The organism is Colwellia sp. 75C3 (genome assembly GCF_002836255.1).
Taxonomy (GTDB): Bacteria; Pseudomonadota; Gammaproteobacteria; order Enterobacterales; family Alteromonadaceae; genus Colwellia.
Window position 1 is genome coordinate 1 of sequence record NZ_PJAU01000057.1, and the last position, 20,960, is coordinate 20,960.

The window sequence follows — 20,960 nt, forward strand, 5'->3', positions numbered from 1 at the left end:
TTCGAGTCCCGTCCACTCCGCCAATTTTGTTAAAATCATCATAATTGATGCGGGTTTGTAAGTCCTGCTAAAATTTACAGCAGAAAAAGGTCATAATTATTAATTTATTTGTGACTGGTAAGCAAAGATCGCGGAGTGGTAGTTCAGTTGGTTAGAATACCGGCCTGTCACGCCGGGGGTCGCGGGTTCGAGTCCCGTCCACTCCGCCAACTTTGTATAATTTGTACTGATAATCGTTATTAGCACAAAGGTTTGAATATCCTCATTAAATACTTATCAAAATATAGTTTAAATATATCAATTTAATATTTCTGTAAACTGCCATGTCACACGCTATTGCCAATTACTATTTTTCACAGTTCCTTTCCTGTAGCATTTAAAACTCATTGATAAAATACTCTAAATATCCATTAACATCATTGCTTTCAATCTCAATAGCCCGTGCTTTCCGAATCAATACTTTGCCTTTAAGCCTGCTATTCTTGCGAAGTGTTCAATTAATTAATGTAGTTGCTATTAAACCTTAATGAGCATTGCTGACTGGCTATTTAAGTCCTTTTAATTTATTGCGAAATGTTCAAATACTTAAATCTCTTGCGTAATCGACCGTCTTGCCTTGTTTTATTTTTCCTATGCACAACAAGACTACCAATTTAATGAAACGGATATCACATATCACCTTCATATTATATTTTAAACTTGGTAATAGCCGACTATTTTTATAATAAATTTTTAATAGATTCAACTATTTGAATAAAATAATAAAAAACAACTTGTAATAGTGGTACGACCAGTGGTTTAATCTAGTTATATAATTATAAATAGAACACTAAAGTTGTCGGAGAAGCGTAATGCTAAGTTATAAAGCACCAGTAGCAGACATTAAATTTTTGATTGAAGATGTATTCAATTATTATGACCATTATAAAAAGTATGAAGAATTTGAAGAAGCTAGCCCTGATTTAGTAGACGCAATCCTTCAAGAGTGTGCAAAGTTTAGTGAAAATGTATTATTGCCTTTGTACCAAAGTGGCGATAAAGAAGGATGTCAGTTTGATAATGGCAAAGTAATCACTCCTAAAGGCTTTAAAGAAGCTTATCAGCAATATGTTGATGGTGGTTGGTCTTCATTACCGCACCCTATAGAACATGGCGGCCAAGGTTTACCGCCTTCATTAGGTCTGGTGCAATCAGAAATGACAGGTACTGCTAACTGGTCCTGGGCAATGTATCCAGGTCTTAGTCATGGTGCAATGAATACTATCAATACTCATGGTAACGATAAGCAAAAAGAGCTGTACTTAACCCGTTTAATTCAAGGTACTTGGACAGGTACTATGTGTTTAACTGAGCCGCAATGTGGAACAGATTTGGGGCAAGTGACTACCAAAGCAGAGCCAAATGGCGATGGTACCTACAATATTACCGGTACGAAGATATTTATATCTGCGGGTGAGCATGATTTAACAGATAATATTATCCATATTGTATTAGCAAGACTACCCGATGCGCCAAAAGGTACTCGTGGTATTTCATTATTTATCGTACCCAAAGTAAAATCTGATCAAGAAGGCACGTTAGGTGATACAAACCGTGTTACCTGTGGATCAATAGAAGATAAAATGGGTATTAAAGCTTCTGCGACAGCGGTACTTAACTTTGATAATGCCGTCGGTGAGCTTATAGGCCCGGAAAATAAAGGTTTAGAATGTATGTTCACCTTTATGAATACCGCACGAATAGGTACTGCATTACAAGGGGTGTGTTCATCTGAGTTGGCGTTTCAAAACTCATTGATTTATGCGAAGGAGCGTTTATCTATGCGTTCTTTAACAGGTAAAAAACATCCTGAAAAAGTTGCTGACCCAATTATTGTTCATCCTGATGTACGTAAAATGCTGATGACACAGAAAGCCATTTCAGAAGGCGGCAGGGCAATGATTTATTATACCGCCAAAATTCTTGATGATATATCAATGGCAAAATCAGAAGCGGAGCGTAAAGCAGCAGATGACCGTTTAGGTTTTATAACACCGATATTAAAAGCTTTTCTAACTGAGCTTGGCTCAGAAAGTGCTAATCATGGTTTACAAATATTTGGTGGTCATGGTTACATAAAAGAGTGGGGCATGGAGCAAATAGTGCGTGATGCACGAATCGCAACACTTTATGAAGGTACTACGGGTATACAAGCGCTCGATTTATTAGGTCGAAAGATATTAATGACCCGTGGTAAGTCATTAAATAATTTCTCAAAAGAAGTACTTAGTTTTTGTAAAAATAATAGCTTAATTTCAAGTAATCCACATAAACGTCAAATGAACAGATTCATTTGGCCGTTAAGTAAGTCTATTGCTAACTGGCAACAGTATTCTGTTCGTTTAGGACTTAAAGCTAAGTCGGATAGAGACGTTGTTGGCTCAGCATCAGTAGATTTCCTAATGTATTCAGGTTATGTCGTTATGGCGTATTTCTGGGCGCAAATGGCACAATCTGCGTATGAGAAGTTAGCGGGCGATGTTGAGAATCGTGACTTCTATCGTGCGAAGATTAAAACGGCAGAGTTTTATTTTGAACGTATGTTGCCACGAACAAAATCATTAGCAAAAACTATGATGGCTGATCCAAAGACCTTAATGCAGCTAGATCAAGAGTTAATGTCTTTTCTGTAAAATTTAATGAAAAGTACTAGGCTTTACTCATAAAAATGCACGGTCTTGACCGTGCATTTTTGTTTTAATAAGTACAATTGTTATAAGAGAGAGGGTACTGTTTTTTGTGGTATGGTCTATTTATTTTAGTGACATGATCCAAGCAATAATTCTACGCGTTGTTTGTGAAATTAACTCGTTATCTATATTTACTTGTTTTGCCAGCTGACTATATTGAAGTTGAGAGAAAACGGTATATAATATTTTGGCATCAAGCTCAGGATTAACTTTGTTGAAGAAGCGACATAGCTGCTCGTAAGGTACAAGCTGCGCTAACTCATGCTCTTGTACAAGTAAACGCAACTCAGGCGTTACTTGAATCTCGGTCAACATCAATTGTTCTACAGCAAGTGAGATAGCCTGATGTTTGATATTATCAACTAAGTGTTCAGAGGTCATATCACTCAATTGTTGACACAAAACTTCTTTCACAACCGTTTTTCTTAACTCTTTTTTTTCTATTTTAGTAATAGCGGTAAATGTTGCCTCTAAAATAGTATCTGCACGAGATAAAATACGATCGGAATTCAACCTAAAGGCTTGATGGATGAGCTCTTGGATGTCTTTAAAGTAATAAGTAGTTAATGAAAGTTGTAATTGTGCATGACTAGCAATAGCACGGTGTGTGGTACCTTTTATTCCATTAAGTGCCAAAATTTCAATTGCAGCAACTAGAATTTTTTCGCGTGTTTTTTCTCCTTTAGAACGACGTTTAATAGGCATTTTTTTATGCTGTTCAGTTAGTTCTGGAGTTATGATATCTTTTACGGGCATCTTTAGCTCTGTTATTGTTTTAGCAGTCCATTTACTTTATTTTAACATTGTTTTGAGCTATTGATAATATTAAAAGACATTTAATATAGACTTATTACAAATGTAACGAAATTGTAATAAGTCTATTGCTGTTTAGAGTATTAAATTGAAGGGCTAGTTGCCGTTAATTCTTCACTATCAAAATCATCAACGGCTATCACCCATTGACGTCCAAGCTCAGTAGTCGTTAATAATTCTGCTTCCGCTTTTGAAATGATGGTATTGCTAAGACCGATCTCCGCTATTTCATTTAGTGGATAAAAGGGTAATTTTTTATCCAATGCTCGACAGATTTTTTCATGAATTGCTTCACAATGGATTATATCTTCAAGTATTTGTTCTAAACGGCCAAAAATATTACAACCATCTCGGGTTAAGTATTGTCCTTGGCCTAAGCGAGTACGCGAGGCGCAAGGCGTTTGTAATAATAGTGCTACTTTATGCGAAAGTTCGTCACTTGGCTTATTTAACCAGGTACCGAGAGGAAAAATAATAACGCGTAAAATCTTCGATATTATTTTGTTGGGAAAGTTACTAATCAGTTCATCAATGGCATGTTGGATGTCATACAGACAGTCTTCAACAGCATATTGAACAAAAGGCAGATCCGCCGTTTTTCTTCTTTCATCGTTATAACGCTTTAATGTGGCGCTAGCTAAATACAAGTTACTTAGAATATCACCAAGTCGGGCTGAGATACGTTCTTTTCTTTTTAGATCGGCCCCCAATGACAACATAGCAATATCTGAAAGCATAGCTAAGTTTGCGCTATAGCGTGTGAGTAATTGATAATATCGGCGCGTCTCATCTTCATATGGACTGCTTAATAAGCGAGACCCGGTTAAAGAGCACCATAAACTACGGCCTATATTGCTAATACTAAAACCGATATGACCAAAAAGTGCATGGTCAAAATCATTGAGCGCTTGTTCATTATCACTGTTATTTGCTGCTTCGAGCTCGGCTAATACGTATGGATGACAACGAATGGCGCCTTGACCATAAATAATCATACTTCGGGTAAGGATATTGGCACCTTCAACGGTTACTGCTATAGGTGCCCCTTGATAACCTCGCGCTAGATAATTGTTCGGTCCCATGCAAATACCTTTACCGCCATGGATATCCATGGCATCTATCATGGACGATCGCATTTTTTCTGTTAGGTGGTATTTGGCGATGGCAGAAATAACTGAGGGTTTTTCACCCAAATCGATCGCACCGGTTGACATCGTTGTAACTGCATCCATTAAGTAAGCATTTGCGCCTATACGCGCCAATGGCTCTTCAATACCTTCCATTTTACCTATTGGCATTTTAAATTGGCGTCTTATACGGCTATATGCACCAGTCGCTAGGGCGGCTGCTTTGACTCCTCCTGCGCTGTTTGATGGCAAGGTTATTGCTCTACCAACAGAAAGGCATTCAACTAACATACGCCATCCCTGACCTGCCATATTGGAGCCGCCAATAATAAAATCTAACGGTACAAAAACTGCATCACCTTGGGTTGGACCATTTTGAAAAGGAATATTGAGCGGGAAATGCCTTCTTCCAATAGTTATGCCAGATAAATTTGTTGGGATAAGCGCACAAGTAATACCTAAGTCTTGTTGTTCTGAAAGAAGTTGGTCGGGATCTTGTAATTTAAAGGCTAATCCTAAAACGGTAGCAATAGGCGCCAGGGTGATATAGCGTTTATCCCAAGTAAGTTTCATACCTAAAACATCTTTGCCTTCAAATTGACCATGACAAATAATACCGTAGTCAGGAATAGAACCGGCATCAGAGCCTGCCTCTGGGCTCGTAAGGGCAAAGCAAGGGATCTCTTCACCTGAAGCTAAGCGTGGTAAATAATGGTCTTGTTGAGCTTTAGTACCATATTCTTGCAGTAATTCTCCTGGTCCTAAAGAGTTAGGAACTCCAACGGTACTGGCAAGAACAGAGCTCACGCCTGTCAACTTTTGTAAAACACGAGATTGGGCATAAGCGGAGAACTCCAATCCACCATATTGTTTTTTAATGATGAGGGCAAAAAATTTATTTTCTTTTATGAACTGCCAGATTTCTGGAGGAAGATCAGCAATTTCATGGGTAATATGCCAATCATTTACCATGGAACAGACTTGCTCAACAGGACCATCTAAAAACTCTTGCTCTTGAGTGCTCAAACGAGGGCGAGGGTAATTGTGAAGTTTTTTCCAGTCAGGATCACCACGAAATAAATCAGCATCGAACCATGTGGTACCCGCATCAATTGCTTCTTGTTCTGTCGACGACATCTGTGGCATTATTTTTTTAAACAGTGCTAATAACGGCATGCTAATAAACTGTCGGCGAATAGTATCTATATTCAACGGCAGGGCTATGACGGCAAAAAGCAGCCAAGAAACGATACCTATGATGTTAAATAACGAGCCAAATGCCATCAGCGCGGCAAAGGTTAGGCTATAACTTGATAATGATGCTCTTGTATAGCTCATAAACCAAGTTAACGATATTGCAGCAAATAGCCAAAGAATAATATCCACAGGATTCCCTTTTAGTGTTGTTTTTTTGTAAAGCTAATAAAGAAAAAGTATTTGAATTTAAAATAATTTTTAGTAAATGATATACTCTATTTATAGAATAAATTGTTGATTTAGCCAAGCTCATTTTACTTTAAAGTGCTTGGATGTTTAAAGAGGTTAAAAAATGTGTGAATTGTTAGCGATGAGTGCCAATGTCCCAACGGATATCTGCTTTAGTTTTAGTGGCTTAATGCAACGTGGCGGTAATACTGGACCACACAGTGATGGTTGGGGCGTAACTTTTTATGAAGGTAAGGGGTGTCGTAGCTTTAAAGACCCTATGCCTAGTGCTCACTCACCAATTGCGGAGCTTGTTACTAAGTACCCAATGAAAAGTGAAGCGGTTGTTTGTCATATTCGTCAAGCAAATTCGGGTGAAGTTTGTCTTGAAAATACCCATCCATTTGTTAGACAAATGTGGGGAAGAAACTGGACCTATGCTCATAATGGTCAATTAAAAGACTTTAACAGTGAGCTACCGATTGAATTTCATTTGCCTATTGGAACAACCGATAGTGAACATGCTTTTTGCTGGATACTTGATCAGTTGCATATTGAGTTTGGTGCTAAGCAAGTTGAGGCCAAGCTATTGTTTGGCTTTATAGCCTCACTCGCCGTTAAATTAGATGACCTAGGTGTTGCCAATATTATCATCACAGATGGTGAATACTTGTTCGCCTATTGCTCTAATAATTTACATTGGCTTACGCGTAGAGCCCCTTTTGGACAAGCAAGTCTTATTGATGCTGAGATGGCAGTCGACTTTCAAAAAGAAACCACCAGTAATGATGTGGTTACCGTGATTGCGACAAAGCCGCTGACGGATAATGAGACCTGGCATAAAATGACGGCCGGACAATGGCAGTTATTTTGCCTAGGAGAACTTGTTGCAGGTGATCTGGCTCATATATAAAATATAATGCTTAATTAACATCATAAAAGCTCCAAGCGATAAAGCGACTAATTTTTTGCCCTTGAGCCATATTAATGACTTTCACTTGTTTTGCGTTAGATTTCTTTAAGCTGAGTTTTAGCTTGGACAAATGATCTTTTTTTGATACTAAGCAGGTAAACCAAAGTACTTGCTTATGATACACCTTACTTTCTTTTATCATCTTTCCAATAAAGGCCAATTCCCCACCGGGGCACCAAAGTTCCGCTTTTTGACCGCCAAAGTTAAGTGTCTTTTCCTGACTTTTAGCTAGAGGGCTCGCTTTATTCAAATTTCTTATTTTTCGTGTAGTGCCTTGAGCTGCTTCAGCCAAAGAGCCATGAAAGGGGGGATTACATAGTGTTAAATGGTAAAACTCACCTTCAGCAATTACACCATTAAATATATGGTTACTATCAGGCTGTAGACGGCATTTGATGTTTTTGTTTAATAATTTGTCAGCTGATATGATCTGATTGGCAACTTTTATTGAGACAGGATCAACATCTGAGGCAACAAAATGCCAACCATATACTTTTTGCCCCAAAATAGGATAAATACAACTTGCCCCAGTACCTACATCTAATACTTTAACCGGCGTATTATTCGGTATTAATACTTTTGGTGTTGTTGCCAATAAATCATGAAGGTGGTGGATATAGTCAACTCTGCCAGGAATAGCTGGGCATAGGTAACCTTCAGGTATGTCCCAAAAAGCAACATGATATTCGCTTTTTAATAAGGAAAAGTTAAGCGATTTCACTGCTAATGGGTTAGAGAAATCTATAGTATCTTGATTATTATATTTATTTTTTATAATAAAACGTGACAATTCTGGCTGAGCTTTAACCAAAGCCGTAAAATTATAACCCTGTTTGTGACGATTGTTTTTATGCAAAGTAGGACCGTTGTAATAATAGGATGATTTGAATAGAAGGTTGTTTAGTTACTACTTGGCTTTAAGCCAATTTTAAAATTACCATTACTGGTAAATTGAACTGCTTGTTGGCGTTTCTTACCTAATAAAATAGGACCATCGTCCATAAATAAAAAGTTTTTCCAACACTTTTGGAATGTTAGCCAGTTTGTTTCTATTACATTATCGCGTGAACTGCAATAGTAAACCACGGTATTTTGATCCCAATCTAGATGGCTTTCAATTAATTCAGGTAATGCTTCCTCGCTGCTATCCCAAAGACCTTCCCACTTTCCTTGCTCTGACCAGTTATTGTTATCTGACGGCCAATCGCCTTTTTTGAAAAAATCAGGGTGGTCTACTTGACGTGAAATAAAAGTGTCCCAGACTATATTTGCTCGTTCAACACTCATGGGTTTTATTTTGGCTATGTCTTTATCTGCAATGGGTAAACTTTTATGCTTAAAAATCCAAGCATTCTTTAAACTTTCTAACGGAAGGTAATTCATTCATATTGCTCAAAAAGGGAAACACGTTAATTATACCCAGCAATAGCCAAATAAAAAAGCGCTACATAAGCTAATAGCTAGTTAGGTGTCAGTATAAGAGTGAAAAGTGCGTTGATAGCTTTGCGGCTAACTTATTTATTAATATTAATCAGTGATATCTATAACGTTTTTATTCGCAATTCTATAAGCATCAAATGCGGCAATACCCCAAATAAATAGAAACAAATAGCCAATCGTAGCAAAGTTGGGATTATCTAGTGCTCCCTGATCAATTAATGCTTGGCGTATTGCTGCTACTTCGATAGGGATTTCACCTTTGATGATGCTATCAATCACTTGTTGAGTTTTTTCATGTATTTCTTTAATAAACCCTAATAGGAGATAAGCCGAACTAGCAATGAATGCTATGGCTATAAGATATTTTTTTAACACTAAATGGCCAACGCCAGGGAATACTAGTAATGATAATAAGGTAACTTTTATTGTTTGTTTCATGTTTGTATCGCAGATAAGACTATCGAAGTAGGCGCATCTTATCCTGATAAGACAACTTAGGCTAATAGATATATAACCTCAAACCATTCAATAGGCGCTTTCACAGTGATTGAGAAATTTCAATGCAAGCAACAACGGTGGGTTTTAAGGGGAGGATTTTAGTTGCAAGGATCCTTTAAAGATCCTTTGAGGGATAGTAATCAAACGATTGTTTAACTTGTAATATAATGTATACTCGATTCTTATAGAGTTGTTAATATTAGACTTTTAAATTACTGCAATAAACTCAACAGCTTGCAATAATAATTAAAGTCATGATTACAGGGCGCCTTAGCACGATAATGAATGGGATTTGGTTTAATAATATAGATGTTAAATCAAAGTAACATTAAATTAACGCTTGTGTAATTTATGGTCAAATGGTATTTTCTAAGAAAATAAGAATAAAATAAAATAAAAAAAATAAATAAAGGAGCGGTTATGCCACAAGCAGCAATTCGCGAGTATGATGAGGAAGATGAACATTTGCATACAGCAGAAGTTGATCAACAAGAAATATCAGAAGCGCAATCTGAAGACGCAATAGCAAGTGTCGATTCTCCAACCGCTGAAAACGATCAAGAAGAACCCTATTATCATTATACAGTGGATACTAAGGATCCGGATCCTTGGTTGGTTTTGCATAAAACCAAAATAATTTTGTTAGTTCTCCTCGCTGTTGTTGGTGTGGCAGGCAGTGTCTTTTATAATGACCAAAAATTAAATGAAGAAACGAATGCTATAATTGCGGCCCCGCAATTGAATGACTTTTACTATGTTGATTTTCGTGTAATTAAAGAAAACCTTCGTCCAGCTGAAAAGTTTCGTATGGCGAAAGTTCAAGATATTACTGGTGATGTAGTTACCATTAATTTTAGTAGCTATTTTTATCTACAAGAGCATGAATTAAATGAAGCTATTCGTTATGCACAACTAAGGTATGAAAAGTTTTTCCAAGAAAAACGTCACAACTATACGATTACTGAATTACAAACCATGGTTGATTCTGGTGCTATTGTATTAGCGCGACGACCTGAAGGTAATATGCTTGATGGCAATGTTGTTGTTCCAGACTCTCATTTTGAATCAAGTTCTATATTTATCCCAGGTAAAAAAGAAAACTTTGCTGGCTTAGAGTATTTAAAGTTTACTCAAGATGGTGATAAAGCAGAATCAGCGTTAGAGAAATTTGAAGAATCGGCTGATTTAGGTTTTGCACCAGGACAAGTAAACCTAGCTCAAATGTACCTTAACGGTAATGCAGTTGAAAAAGATTTACATGAATCACTTGTTTGGCTTAAAGAAGCAGCGTTACAAGCTTATGAGCCAGCAATACTAAAATATGCGATTGTTTGTCAACAAGTTGAAAGCTGTATGGTTACAGACTTTTATCAAGAACTTGTTAATACAGGGGTAAATATTGAATTTACCAAACAAGCAGATGTCATGGCAACAACAAAAGCTTTTGCTAAAACATTAGCTGATGCGGCAGAATCTAAAAAGAAAAATTAAAAAAGTAGTGTGAAAAATGATTAAGGCTTAAAATTTATTTTAAGCCTTTTTTATGTCCGAAGAATAAAGATTAACCGCAATTCAGCTTAATAAAATTGGTAGATAAGATATTATACCAATTCCGTTAAATTATTGACCACTTGTACTGGCTAAAATTCTCCATGACGGCGTTGCTTTCAATCCCAATAGCCAGCTATTGGTCAATCAAGCGCCTTGCCCTGAAATATTTTCACTTCGTACAACAAGATCAGAAACTTATCGGAATTGGTATTACTTACCCTTTAAAGAACACCCGTTCAGGCAAAGAGACATTTCTATTTGTTGCTAAGCAGCAAATAGAACAAGGCTGCTTTAATCACTATAGCCAAACCTGAATGGTCTACAGCCTTGAAAAAGATATACGGTTTGGTTACGGTTAATACACAAACACTTTAATTTTCAGCGGGTAAAGAAGCACAATTTAGTAATGAATACAGAAGAGGATTACAGCGTAGCTACTTTTCAAAAACTCGCCTGAAAGGCGGAAGAGAGTCCAGTAATTGCTTGCCATAACGTTTAGTCACTACACGTTTATCTAACAAAGTAATCACACCTTCGTCCATTTCATTTCGCAATAATCGACCACAAGCTTGTACCAACTTTTTTGATGTATCTGGAACGGACAAGGTCATAAATGGATTGCCACCTTTTGCTGTGACATATTCTGCTTGTGCTTGTTCCACCGGAGAGGTAGGCACTGAAAATGGCAGTTTGGTTATGATTAAGTTGTTGAGATAGGCTCCAGGTAAATCTAACCCCTCGGAGAAGCTCTGTGTACCAAAAATAATACTCACTTTATTATCATCACAGCGTTTTTTATGTTGTTCAATAATTTTTTGGCGCGACAATTCGCCTTGAACCATAATTTCAATATTGCTGTTATCTCTTAATGCCTCGGCAACTTTATTCATTTGCCAATAGGAAGAGAACAGCACTAAGCTAGCACTGCCTTGTGCCAGATAACGCGGTAATTTAGTTATCACTTCATCAGTAAATGCTGGAGCACTGGCTTCATTATCCATATTTGCTATGACTAATTGTGCATTGTTTTGATAATCAAAAGGGGAATCTACTTGTTGATATTGACTACCATCATTATTTTTTAAACCGACTTGAAAACGAAAGTGATCAAAAGAGTTTAATGCACGTAAAGTTGCTGAGCACAATACCGCTCCTTCACATTGACTCCAAAGCATATTTTCTAAGGTAAAGCCCACTTCAATAGGCGAGGCGCTTAATAAGTAATCCAAACGTTTACTGGTTACTCTCTCTAACCAACGTGCCATTGGTGCACCTTTATCGCTATCGGTTTTGGCATACATAAACCAAAGAGACTGTAAATTCTCCAATCGCTGGATCATAAAACCAGCTTCCGCCAGTAATGGTTCAGCTAAATACATCTGAGTATCGCCATCTTTTACCGCTTCAATAAGTCCGCTATAGAGCTTAGTTAAATTGGTTAATGATTTTTTACTGAGGCTTTGTAGATCTTCAGCCCAGTTTTTTAATGTTGGTGGAATAACGCCATTTTCAAATCGATATACTTGAGAATCACTTTGAGATTTTTTCGCAAAAGTTGACCCTTGAGTAGATTCTTCTTCGAGAAAATAAACATTGGCATTCGCTTCAACAAACTTGAGGACTTTCTGCATTTCTAATAATAAATCTTGGCAATCATCGCCCAACTTTAATGCTGGAGAAATAGCATTTCGAGACTTAATCAATTTAGCCATTTTATCGCCCGTCTCTCTGAGCTTAGTGAGCCAATCAATTGAGCCTTTTAAGGTGATACTTGCACTAGAAAAGTCACGTGCTACCTTGGGTAGATGGTGTGCCTCGTCAATAATATAAATGGTATCCTCAGGTGAGGAGAGTATTCTTCCGCCGCCTAGCTCCAGATCCGCCAATAACAAGCTGTGGTTGATCACTAATACATGGGCTTGGTCCATCGTTTCACGCGCTTTGTGAAACGGGCAATGAGTATGTTCAGATAAGTTTTTTAAACAGCTATGTTTATCACTTTGTACTTGTTGCCAAATATGATGAGGTAAATGCGTTTCCCATGAGTCTATATCGCCTAACCAACTACCATCAAGTAAGGCTTTATGCATGGAATTTAAGGTACGTACATCTTTAGCATCAGGCTTTTCAGCAAAAGTAAAACCAACTTGTGCCGGTTCACTACCAGAGCCTGTTGTTACCGCTTGTGTTAATTTTTGACGACATACATAACGTTGTCGACCTTTGACTAAAGTGAAGTCAAAATTTAATCCAGCGTATTTTTTTAAAAAAGGTAAGTCTTTATCAACTAATTGCTCTTGCAACGCGACGGTGGCCGTTGAAATACACACCTTTTTATCACGAGAAAGAGCAAGAGGGATGGCCCCTAAACAATAGGCAAGTGATTTTCCTGTACCGGTTCCAGCTTCGATAGTAATTATTTTTCTATCTTTGTCGTATTCACCCGCTAAAGTTTTAGCTATTTCGGCAATCAATAGGGTTTGTTGTTTACGGGGATTAAAATGTGTTAAGTTCTCGCCGATGGCTTTATATGCTTGGCGAATAGCTTGCTTTAACTTATCTGATAACATTGTTACTAGTTTCCAAAAAACAGGAGATCGGTTACACTGCTGTATATATTAACAGGATTAAACGTGTTGCACGAAAAATTTAACGATAAAATGACAAATTTTAAGACAACTGATATTAATCGTGGTTTTTTACTGACACGACAAGTACAAGACACCGCGAAGGGCTTGCAAATAACGTTATGGTTAAAAAGTAATTCAGGTCCAACTAAGTTGCAAATAAATAATGAGTTGGCTGTTTTTTTTGTCGAACATCATCATTTGGCTGCCGCGCAACGTATACTGATTGACCAACGAATTCCCCTTGAAAAATCACAACAGTTATCCTTAAAGACTTTTACTCAGCAAAAAGTTGCTGCACTTTATTTTTCTTCGATGCGAAGTTTTTACCGTGCGAGAGATGCCTTAAAAGCTCAACAAATAAAGTGTTACGAAGATGATATTCGTGCAGACGACCGATTTCTTATGGAGCGTCATATCACCGCTGATGTTGCCTATGTGGGGCAGTCTATTGATAGCTTTAGAAGTAATCAGATTACTGAACACGATAAAGCCATTCAGGGCTATCAATTAGTCACGCAAGCTCAATGTAAACGCACTGAAAAACAAGATGATATCAGCTTAACAATGCTATCCATTGATATAGAGTGCTCGATGCAAGGAGAGCTCTACTCGATAGGCTTATATGCTAATAATACTAACTCTTTAGGGATTAAAGAAAACTTTCAACGAGTGCTGATGATTGGCGAGCCGCAATTAAATAGTGAAACTTATATTCAATGGCAAGTTGATGAAAGACAGTTATTGTTACAGTTTATTAATGAAGTAAACTTATTTGATGCGGACATTTTTATTGGCTGGAATGTTATTAATTTTGACTTTTCGTTATTACAACAACGCTGTGATTTATATGGAATTAAGTTTGCTATCGGTCGCGACGGCAGTAAACCTTATTGGCGAACTAATGCCAATAACAGTGATCAACATTTTATTGAAATAGCTGGGCGTGTGGTGCTTGATGGTATCGATTTACTGAAAACTGCGACCTATAACTTTACCAGTTTCTCACTCGATAATGTTGCGCACACTCTACTTGGACGGGGTAAAAAAGTCGTTGATGTTGAAAATAGAATGCAAGAGATAATAGATAACTTTAACCATGATAAGTCGGCTTTGGCGGCATATAATCTTGAAGATTGTCGCTTGGTTTGGCTAATTTTTGAAAAAACGCAATTACTCGCTTTTGCCCAATTAAGATCACAACTGACCGGGCTTGCCATCGATAGAGTCGGGGGCTCAGTTGCTGCATTTACTAATCTTTATTTACCTAAATTGCATCGCAGTGGTTATATAGCACCGAATATGGGTGATGGTGTCTCGGGGTTGGTCTCTCCTGGCGGTTATGTCATGGATTCTATACCAGGCTTATATGACAATGTATTGGTGTTAGATTTTAAATCGTTATATCCCAGTTTGATTCGTACCTTCAAAATTGATCCTATGGGTTTAATTGAAGGTTTAGCACAAGTCAGTGTTCATAATTCAGTTGCAGAGAACCCAGCTGATGAAAGCGCGGCTCATCAAGAAGAAGATATTCGTGATCTAGTTATCAGTGGTTTTGATGGTGCCTATTTCTCGAGAACTAAGCACTTTTTACCCGATATTATTGAGTCTCTTTGGTCTGAGCGTGATAAAGCAAAAGAACAAAAAAATGCCGCTTTGTCACAAGCGATAAAAATCATAATGAATAGTTTTTATGGTGTTCTGGGCTCAACGGGTTGCCGTTTTTTTGATCCCCGGTTATCGGGCTCTATTACCAAGCGAAGTCATGAGATTTTAAAGAAAACCAGTGTTTGGATTGAAAAGCTAGGCCATCAAGTTATCTACGGTGATACCGACTCAATTTTTGTTTCCATTGGTTCAGATAAATCAAAGCAACAGGCAAGTCAGTTAGGTATTGAACTACAAAACTTTATTAACGATAAATGGCAACTTACCTTACAGCAAGATTTTAAAATCAGCAGTCAATTAGACATCGAATATGAAACACATTTTACTAAATTTCTAATGCCAAAAATACGCGGTCTTAATCACATCAAAGATCAAAAGGCTATTGGTACCAAAAAGCGCTATGCAGGATTGTCTAATGGCGTGATTATCTTTAAGGGTTTGGAAACTGTTCGAAGTGATTGGACCGATTTAAGTAAAGACTTCCAGCAAGAGTTATATAGATTAGTTTTTAATGATGAGCCTATCGAGGCGTACATTAAAAAGATAGTGGATGAACTAAAGCAAGGAGCGCATGACGATAAATTAATCTATCAGAAAAAAATACGACGTAAGCTAAGTGATTACGTTAATACTCCACCCCATATTAAAGCCGCATTGATTGCCAATACCAAGCTAGAGGCCCAAGGTCTAAAACAAAAATATAAGCATAGAAGTACTATTCGATATGTCATTACTTTGGATGGTGTACAACCTTTAGAATTTAAGAATAGTAAACTTGATTATGACTTTTATGTAGAGAAACAACTTAAACCGATAGCTGATGATATCTTACCCTTTATCGGTAAAGATTTTGAGTCTATTACGGGTGCTCAAATGGGACTTTTTTAATGACGTTAACATCGCAGCTATCGATATAATTATTCGGTATATGTATTTACAATTTTTTGTTAACTAACTCTAGCCAGTTAAGTCTATTCAGGTTATAAATACGGTATATAAGTTTTAGATGGCTAGATAGCTGAAATAAAAGCTAATGTCCCTAGTTCAAAATCCCTTTGATGGAGGTCAATATGAAACAAGATACCAAGATAGTAAATGCTGGTCGTAGTGCTAAATGGACCAATGGCGTGGTTAATCCACCAGTGACACGTGCATCGACAGTAGTTTTTAATACCGTTGCTGAAATGAATAATGCTGTTGCTAATCGACATAACCAAACGATGGTCTATGGTCGACGTGGTACTAATACGTCGTTTGCTTTTAGTGATGCAATGACTGAGTTAGAAGGTGGCGCAGGTTGTGCTTTATATCCATCAGGTACAGCAGCGATCACTAATGCTATTTTAGCCTTTGTTAAGCAGGGCGACCATATCTTAATGGTTGATAGTGCTTATGAACCTACCCGTGATTACTGCGATAAAATATTAACTAAAATGGGTGTTAGCACAACCTACTACGATCCTATGCTTGGTGCTGATATTGAAGCCTTGATTCAAGATAATACCTGTCTTATTTTCTTAGAATCACCAGGTTCTATTACTATGGAAGTACAAGACGTACCTGCTATTAGTGCCGTTGCTCATAAACATGATTGTATTGTGATGCTTGATAATACTTGGGGGGCTGGTATTAACTTCAAACCATTCGATTATGGCGTTGATGTGAGTGTACAAGCGGCAACAAAATATATTGTTGGTCATTCAGATGTCATGCTAGGTACGGCAACAGCGGTAGAGAAATATTGGCCGCAACTTCGTGATTACAGTTATTTGATGGGGCAGTGTACTTCGCCGGATGATTTATATTTAGCGCTTCGCGGAATTCGCACCCTTGGGGTTAGATTAAAACAGCATCAACAAAGTGCAATGAAAGTCGCTAATTGGTTACAAACTCGACCTGAAGTGGCTAAAATTTTACATCCAGCTTTTGATTCATGTCCGGGACATGAGTTTTTCAAACGTGATTTTGAAGGCTCTAACGGCTTATTCTCATTTGTCCTTAATTGCGGTAACAAAGTGGCACTAACAGCGTTTCTAGATGGCTTGCACCATTTTAAAATGGGTTATTCTTGGGGCGGTTTTGAAAGTTTAATCTTAGGTATCACTAATGTTAATGCTATTCGTAGTGCGACAACCTTTGATTGTGAGTTTCCGTTAATTCGCCTTCATATAGGCTTAGAAGATGTTGACGACTTGCTTGAAGATTTATCGAAAGGTTTTGACCGTTTTAATGAAGTGCTCTCCAACGCATAAATCTACTTCCGTATTTTAAACTAACTAAGCGCGACACTGTCGCGCTTAGTTAGATATTGCATATATTGTGTTATTTAACACGATACTTTCCTACCAATACCAATACCAATACCAATACCAATATATTACCCTTAGTCGCTATTAAATATCGGTTGAAGCCAGTTTTACCACATAAAACAAACAATCATTTATAGCAGTACTCTTATTAGTGGTCGCTTTAAATAGACGTAAATTATGTCGGCAAACTAACTGGTTATCCCTTGCATAGAAGTATTCATCAAGTACGTCTTTACCACTCTTATCTATAAGCTGTAAGTTATCAAGACCATTGCCATCAATCCAACCTAACATTTCATCTTGGTGGGCACTGCCAAAATTAAAACACTCTATATTGTCTTTTAAGGTGACGCCACTATAGCCCTCATCATGCTGAGCGTAAGACAGTTTAGTTTGATGCTTTAATTGCAACCTAAGGGGACGATAAATGACTTCTACTTGTTTTTCTTGTTCTATATAACCAATACTTTCACATTTGGCCACTTGTGAAATCCCTGAAAATGCAATTTCATGGGCTTGTTCATCTTGGCATCCACCACATTCAATGGTGATAAATGGACAATTGAAATTTTGCTCCATAATTGATCCAATATTTAAATCAGACAATATTAGCGTCTGGCAAAATAACGAGGCAAGCGAGAGAACTTCTGTTGTTACCATTGAGCTGACTGAAAATGTAGGACCTGAGCTTGATGAGTTATGAAGGTCGATCACCATTTCAGGGTTAACTTCCCTGATTGCTTGTTCAACTAATGATGCTCGTTGACAATAACCTCTTTGCCCATCACGACATTCAAAAGAGCAATCCTTACCAAAACAACGATTAATGTCCATGCCACCATTAACAAAACGTCTGCTAAATAATGGTTTAGCTGTGGCTGCTTCTACCGAACAGATGATAAACCGTAAATTCGTGGTAGGCTTATCTTGAGGTAACACTTCTGTTAAGTAGCGATGCATAGCTATTAAACCAGAAGGTTCGTTACCGTGCAGTAGTGTAGTAAACACTCTATATTTATCTGGATCAGTACCTGATACATCAATAACGGTTGGTCCTGTCATAGATAAAAGAAATTGTTCGTAATCCGCATGTAAATCTTGCCATGTAGGATCTTTTAAAAAATTAATTTCGCTAAAATCTATATCCATAGTGCTGCCTAAGTTGTGTTCTGTTGATGTATAAATCCTTTTAAAAGACAAGGATGTCACACTTGCAACAACTAGCATGTTGATTAAGGTCAATAAAAAGTAGTAAAGGGGTGATTTATATTTTTATGGCGGTAAACTACTAATATATTCAAACCGATTCCCGTTAACTATATAGAGATACCGCTATGAGTGAAGAAACTATTTTTTCTAAAATTATCCGTCAAGAAATTCCTACACCATTATTATATCAAGATGAATTAGTTACCGCCTTTCGAGATATTTCCCCACGTGTTGATAGTCATATATTAATTGTTCCCAATAAGCACATTGCCACTATTAATGATGTCACCAGTGATGATGAATTAACGCTAGGGCGTATGATCACGGTTGCTAAAAGACTGGCTAAAGAAGAGGGCATTGATGAGAATGGCTACCGCTTAATTATTAATTGTAATAGTGATGGCGGACAAGAGGTGTACCATATTCATATGCACTTATTAGGTGGCCAACCATTAGGCTCAATGTTGTCGTTGTAGAAAAATAATCCGTTAATTAACACCGTAAGTATGCGATGAGTCGCTAGATTGCTACGGTCAAAGACAATGAAATCATCTAATTATTAGCGCATACTTATTTATAGCATCCATTAAATGGTTATTTTTGTGAATTGGAAAGAATTACTAGAAAATAGAAATCGTTTGTTTTGGCTTGCCCATACAGTGGGCTGGTTTGGCTTTGCTTTTGTGCATTATCTTGGCTCATTGCAACATGACTTACGTGATATCTTCGTTATAATCATTTTTCTTAATGCTTACGCTGGTTGGTTGTTTACAGTACCGCTGCGTTACATTTATCGTAAAGCGTGGAATTTTCCGCCAATTAAGATTGCTTTAGTCGTTATTCTTTCCTCTTATTTTACCGGTGTGTTGTGGCAAATAGTTAAAAACATAAATCACTGGGAAATCTATAAGCATGGCTATGAGCCAAAGTTTTGGTATATGTATACCCAAAATACCTTAGGCTCTTTTTATATAATTTTAAGTTGGAGTGGCCTCTACTTTGGTAGTAAATATTATCAAATGTTACAGGTAGCGAAACAAAATGTCTTAAAAGCTAACGCAGTTGCTCATCAAGCACAGCTAAAAATGTTGCGTTATCAACTAAACCCACATTTTTTGTTTAATACCCTTAATGCCATTTCAACGCTTATTTTGATAGAAGAAAATAAAACGGCAAACTCTATGGTCACTAAGCTAAGTGAATTCTTACGTTATTCACTTGATAAAGATCCTATGAAAAAAGTCACCTTGGAATCTGAAATACAAGCATTGCAGCTTTACCTTGCTATCGAGAAAGTACGCTTTGAAGATAGGTTACACCTTGAGTTTCAAATAAATGATAATTGTCAGCAAGCTTTAGTACCAAGCATGATTTTACAGCCACTAGCAGAAAATTCGATCAAACATGCTATCGCTGTACAAGAGCAGGGCGGTAGAATTACTATTTCAGTTAATCGCTTCGCGGATGATTTATTGATAGAAGTTGCAGATAACGGGCCCGGTGCAGATATAGTTAATGGAAACTTACACCGAGAGAGTGGTGTTGGTTTAGTAAATACGCGTGAACGCTTACAGGCATTGTATAATGAAAAATTTTCGTTAGTTGTTTCCCATAATCAACCCTCAGGTGTTAAAGTAAATATTCGTATGCCATTTCAACTAAGCTAATATAGTCAAATAATTTAGCTTTATATGAATACACCGCCACCGTTTGTGTGAAACCATTACTTAGGAATTTTTTATGTCGCTATCAACTATTATCGTTGATGATGAACCGCTGGCTCGTAAAGGTTTAGCAATACGTTTAAAAGCGTTTGATAATATAAACGTTATTGAGCAGTGCTGTAACGGCAGAGAGGCATTAGAAGCGGTACGCGCTTACCAAGTCGACCTTATGTTTCTTGATATTCAAATGCCAGGCCTTAATGGCTTTCAGGTATTAGAAAGTATTATCGATCAAGGCCTAGCTATGCCTGTTGTTGTCTTTGTGACTGCATTTGATCAATACGCTTTAAAAGCGTTTGAAGTACATGCGCTAGATTATTTATTAAAGCCGGCAGATGAAGAACGCTTATCGCAAACAATTGATAAAATAAAACATTACTTTAAAAGTAATGCCGATAGCGCTCATAAATCAAAACTCGTGCGTTTAGTGAGTGATGTTACGGGTAATGACTATCAACAAATTTTGTCAGAATTGGACAATGATCAAGAGTTAACGTTATCCAGCTATTCTGATGTATTGGCAATTAAGGATGCGGGAGAAGTTAATCGTGTACCGGTAAAAGATATTCTTTGGATTGATGCGGCGGGTGATTATATGTGTGTTCATACCTTGTCAGATAAACAAAATGGTATTAATGAAAATACTTACATCTTACGAAAAACCATGAAAGAACTTGAGGTTTGTTTAGACCCGAAACAATTTATTCGTAACCATAGATCAACGATAGTGAATAAAGATGTTATTGATAAGTTTTGTAGTCAAGTAAACGGTGAGTACTTTTTAGTCTTGAAAAATGGTAAAGAATTAAAAGTAAGTCGTAGTTATAAAGACAAAGTAAAACAGGCAGTTAACAGTTAACTTTC

The 20,960-nt window shown here is 37.2% G+C and carries 15 protein-coding genes and 1 tRNA gene; 9 read left to right on the forward strand and 7 right to left on the reverse strand.

Annotated elements, in window-relative coordinates; translation table 11 throughout:
* Window positions 1–132: 132 nt before the first annotated feature.
* Window positions 133–209 (forward strand) — tRNA-Asp (locus tag CXF85_RS16165).
* A 642-nt stretch (window positions 210–851) separates the two neighbouring features.
* Window positions 852–2,672: an acyl-CoA dehydrogenase C-terminal domain-containing protein gene (locus CXF85_RS16170; RefSeq protein WP_101229680.1), complete on the forward strand. Its 1,821-nt coding sequence runs from the start codon at window positions 852–854 to the stop codon at window positions 2,670–2,672.
* Between the two features lie 120 nt (window positions 2,673–2,792).
* Here CXF85_RS16170 and CXF85_RS16175 read toward each other — a convergent pair whose 3' ends face one another.
* Both CXF85_RS16175 and fadE read right to left on the reverse strand, forming a co-directional pair.
* Window positions 2,793–3,485: a TetR/AcrR family transcriptional regulator gene (locus tag CXF85_RS16175; protein WP_101229681.1), complete on the reverse strand. Its 693-nt coding sequence runs from the start codon at window positions 3,483–3,485 to the stop codon at window positions 2,793–2,795.
* A 140-nt stretch (window positions 3,486–3,625) separates the two neighbouring features.
* Window positions 3,626–6,055, reverse strand: a complete 2,430-nt coding sequence (fadE, locus tag CXF85_RS16180; RefSeq protein ID WP_101229682.1) for an acyl-CoA dehydrogenase FadE — start codon at window positions 6,053–6,055, stop codon at window positions 3,626–3,628.
* A gap of 163 nt (window positions 6,056–6,218) precedes the next feature.
* Here fadE and CXF85_RS16185 point away from each other — a divergent pair, with 163 nt between their 5' ends.
* Complete coding sequence (locus tag CXF85_RS16185) at window positions 6,219–7,007, forward strand: class II glutamine amidotransferase (protein WP_101229683.1); 789 nt, start codon at window positions 6,219–6,221, stop codon at window positions 7,005–7,007.
* A gap of 10 nt (window positions 7,008–7,017) precedes the next feature.
* Here the strand turns inward: CXF85_RS16185 and rlmF are convergent, their stop codons facing one another.
* The 3 genes from rlmF to CXF85_RS16200 all read right to left on the reverse strand — a co-directional run bounded on the left by rlmF (window position 7,018) and on the right by CXF85_RS16200 (window position 8,945).
* Window positions 7,018–7,923 (reverse strand): 23S rRNA (adenine(1618)-N(6))-methyltransferase RlmF, encoded by a 906-nt coding sequence (gene rlmF / locus CXF85_RS16190; protein WP_101229684.1) that lies wholly within the window; start codon window positions 7,921–7,923, stop codon window positions 7,018–7,020.
* 44 nt (window positions 7,924–7,967) lie between these two features.
* Window positions 7,968–8,450: a DUF2947 domain-containing protein gene (locus CXF85_RS16195; protein WP_101229685.1), complete on the reverse strand. Its 483-nt coding sequence runs from the start codon at window positions 8,448–8,450 to the stop codon at window positions 7,968–7,970.
* 144 nt (window positions 8,451–8,594) lie between these two features.
* On the reverse strand, window positions 8,595–8,945 hold the full coding sequence (locus CXF85_RS16200; protein WP_101229686.1) for a hypothetical protein: 351 nt from the start codon (window positions 8,943–8,945) through the stop codon (window positions 8,595–8,597).
* Window positions 8,946–9,425: 480 nt separating this feature from the next.
* Here CXF85_RS16200 and CXF85_RS16205 point away from each other — a divergent pair, with 480 nt between their 5' ends.
* The gene (locus CXF85_RS16205; RefSeq protein WP_101229687.1) at window positions 9,426–10,496 is read left to right on the forward strand and encodes a tetratricopeptide repeat protein; all 1,071 of its coding nucleotides are present in this window, start codon (window positions 9,426–9,428) and stop codon (window positions 10,494–10,496) included.
* Window positions 10,497–10,990: 494 nt separating this feature from the next.
* Here CXF85_RS16205 and dinG read toward each other — a convergent pair whose 3' ends face one another.
* Window positions 10,991–13,126, reverse strand: coding sequence for an ATP-dependent DNA helicase DinG (gene dinG, locus CXF85_RS16215; protein ID WP_101229689.1), 2,136 nt, complete (start codon window positions 13,124–13,126; stop codon window positions 10,991–10,993).
* Between the two features lie 90 nt (window positions 13,127–13,216).
* Here dinG and CXF85_RS16220 point away from each other — a divergent pair, with 90 nt between their 5' ends.
* Both CXF85_RS16220 and CXF85_RS16225 read left to right on the forward strand, forming a co-directional pair.
* On the forward strand, window positions 13,217–15,742 hold the full coding sequence (locus CXF85_RS16220; RefSeq protein WP_101229808.1) for a DNA polymerase II: 2,526 nt from the start codon (window positions 13,217–13,219) through the stop codon (window positions 15,740–15,742).
* 182 nt (window positions 15,743–15,924) lie between these two features.
* Window positions 15,925–17,106: a cystathionine beta-lyase gene (locus tag CXF85_RS16225; RefSeq protein ID WP_101229690.1), complete on the forward strand. Its 1,182-nt coding sequence runs from the start codon at window positions 15,925–15,927 to the stop codon at window positions 17,104–17,106.
* Between the two features lie 141 nt (window positions 17,107–17,247).
* On the opposite strand, the gene CXF85_RS16230 is transcribed toward CXF85_RS16225, so the two are convergent.
* Window positions 17,248–18,312 carry a succinylglutamate desuccinylase/aspartoacylase domain-containing protein gene (locus tag CXF85_RS16230; RefSeq protein WP_101229691.1) on the reverse strand — a complete coding sequence of 355 codons (1,065 nt, stop codon included), beginning with the start codon at window positions 18,310–18,312 and terminating at the stop codon, window positions 17,248–17,250.
* A gap of 185 nt (window positions 18,313–18,497) precedes the next feature.
* On the opposite strand from CXF85_RS16230, the gene CXF85_RS16235 reads away from it, so the two are divergent.
* From CXF85_RS16235 to CXF85_RS16245, 3 genes are all read left to right on the forward strand, one after another.
* Window positions 18,498–18,848, forward strand: a complete 351-nt coding sequence (locus CXF85_RS16235; protein ID WP_101229692.1) for an HIT domain-containing protein — start codon at window positions 18,498–18,500, stop codon at window positions 18,846–18,848.
* Between the two features lie 114 nt (window positions 18,849–18,962).
* Window positions 18,963–20,039: a sensor histidine kinase gene (locus tag CXF85_RS16240; RefSeq protein ID WP_101229693.1), complete on the forward strand. Its 1,077-nt coding sequence runs from the start codon at window positions 18,963–18,965 to the stop codon at window positions 20,037–20,039.
* 73 nt (window positions 20,040–20,112) lie between these two features.
* Window positions 20,113–20,955 carry a LytR/AlgR family response regulator transcription factor gene (locus CXF85_RS16245; RefSeq protein ID WP_101229694.1) on the forward strand — a complete coding sequence of 281 codons (843 nt, stop codon included), beginning with the start codon at window positions 20,113–20,115 and terminating at the stop codon, window positions 20,953–20,955.
* Window positions 20,956–20,960: the final 5 nt, after the last annotated feature.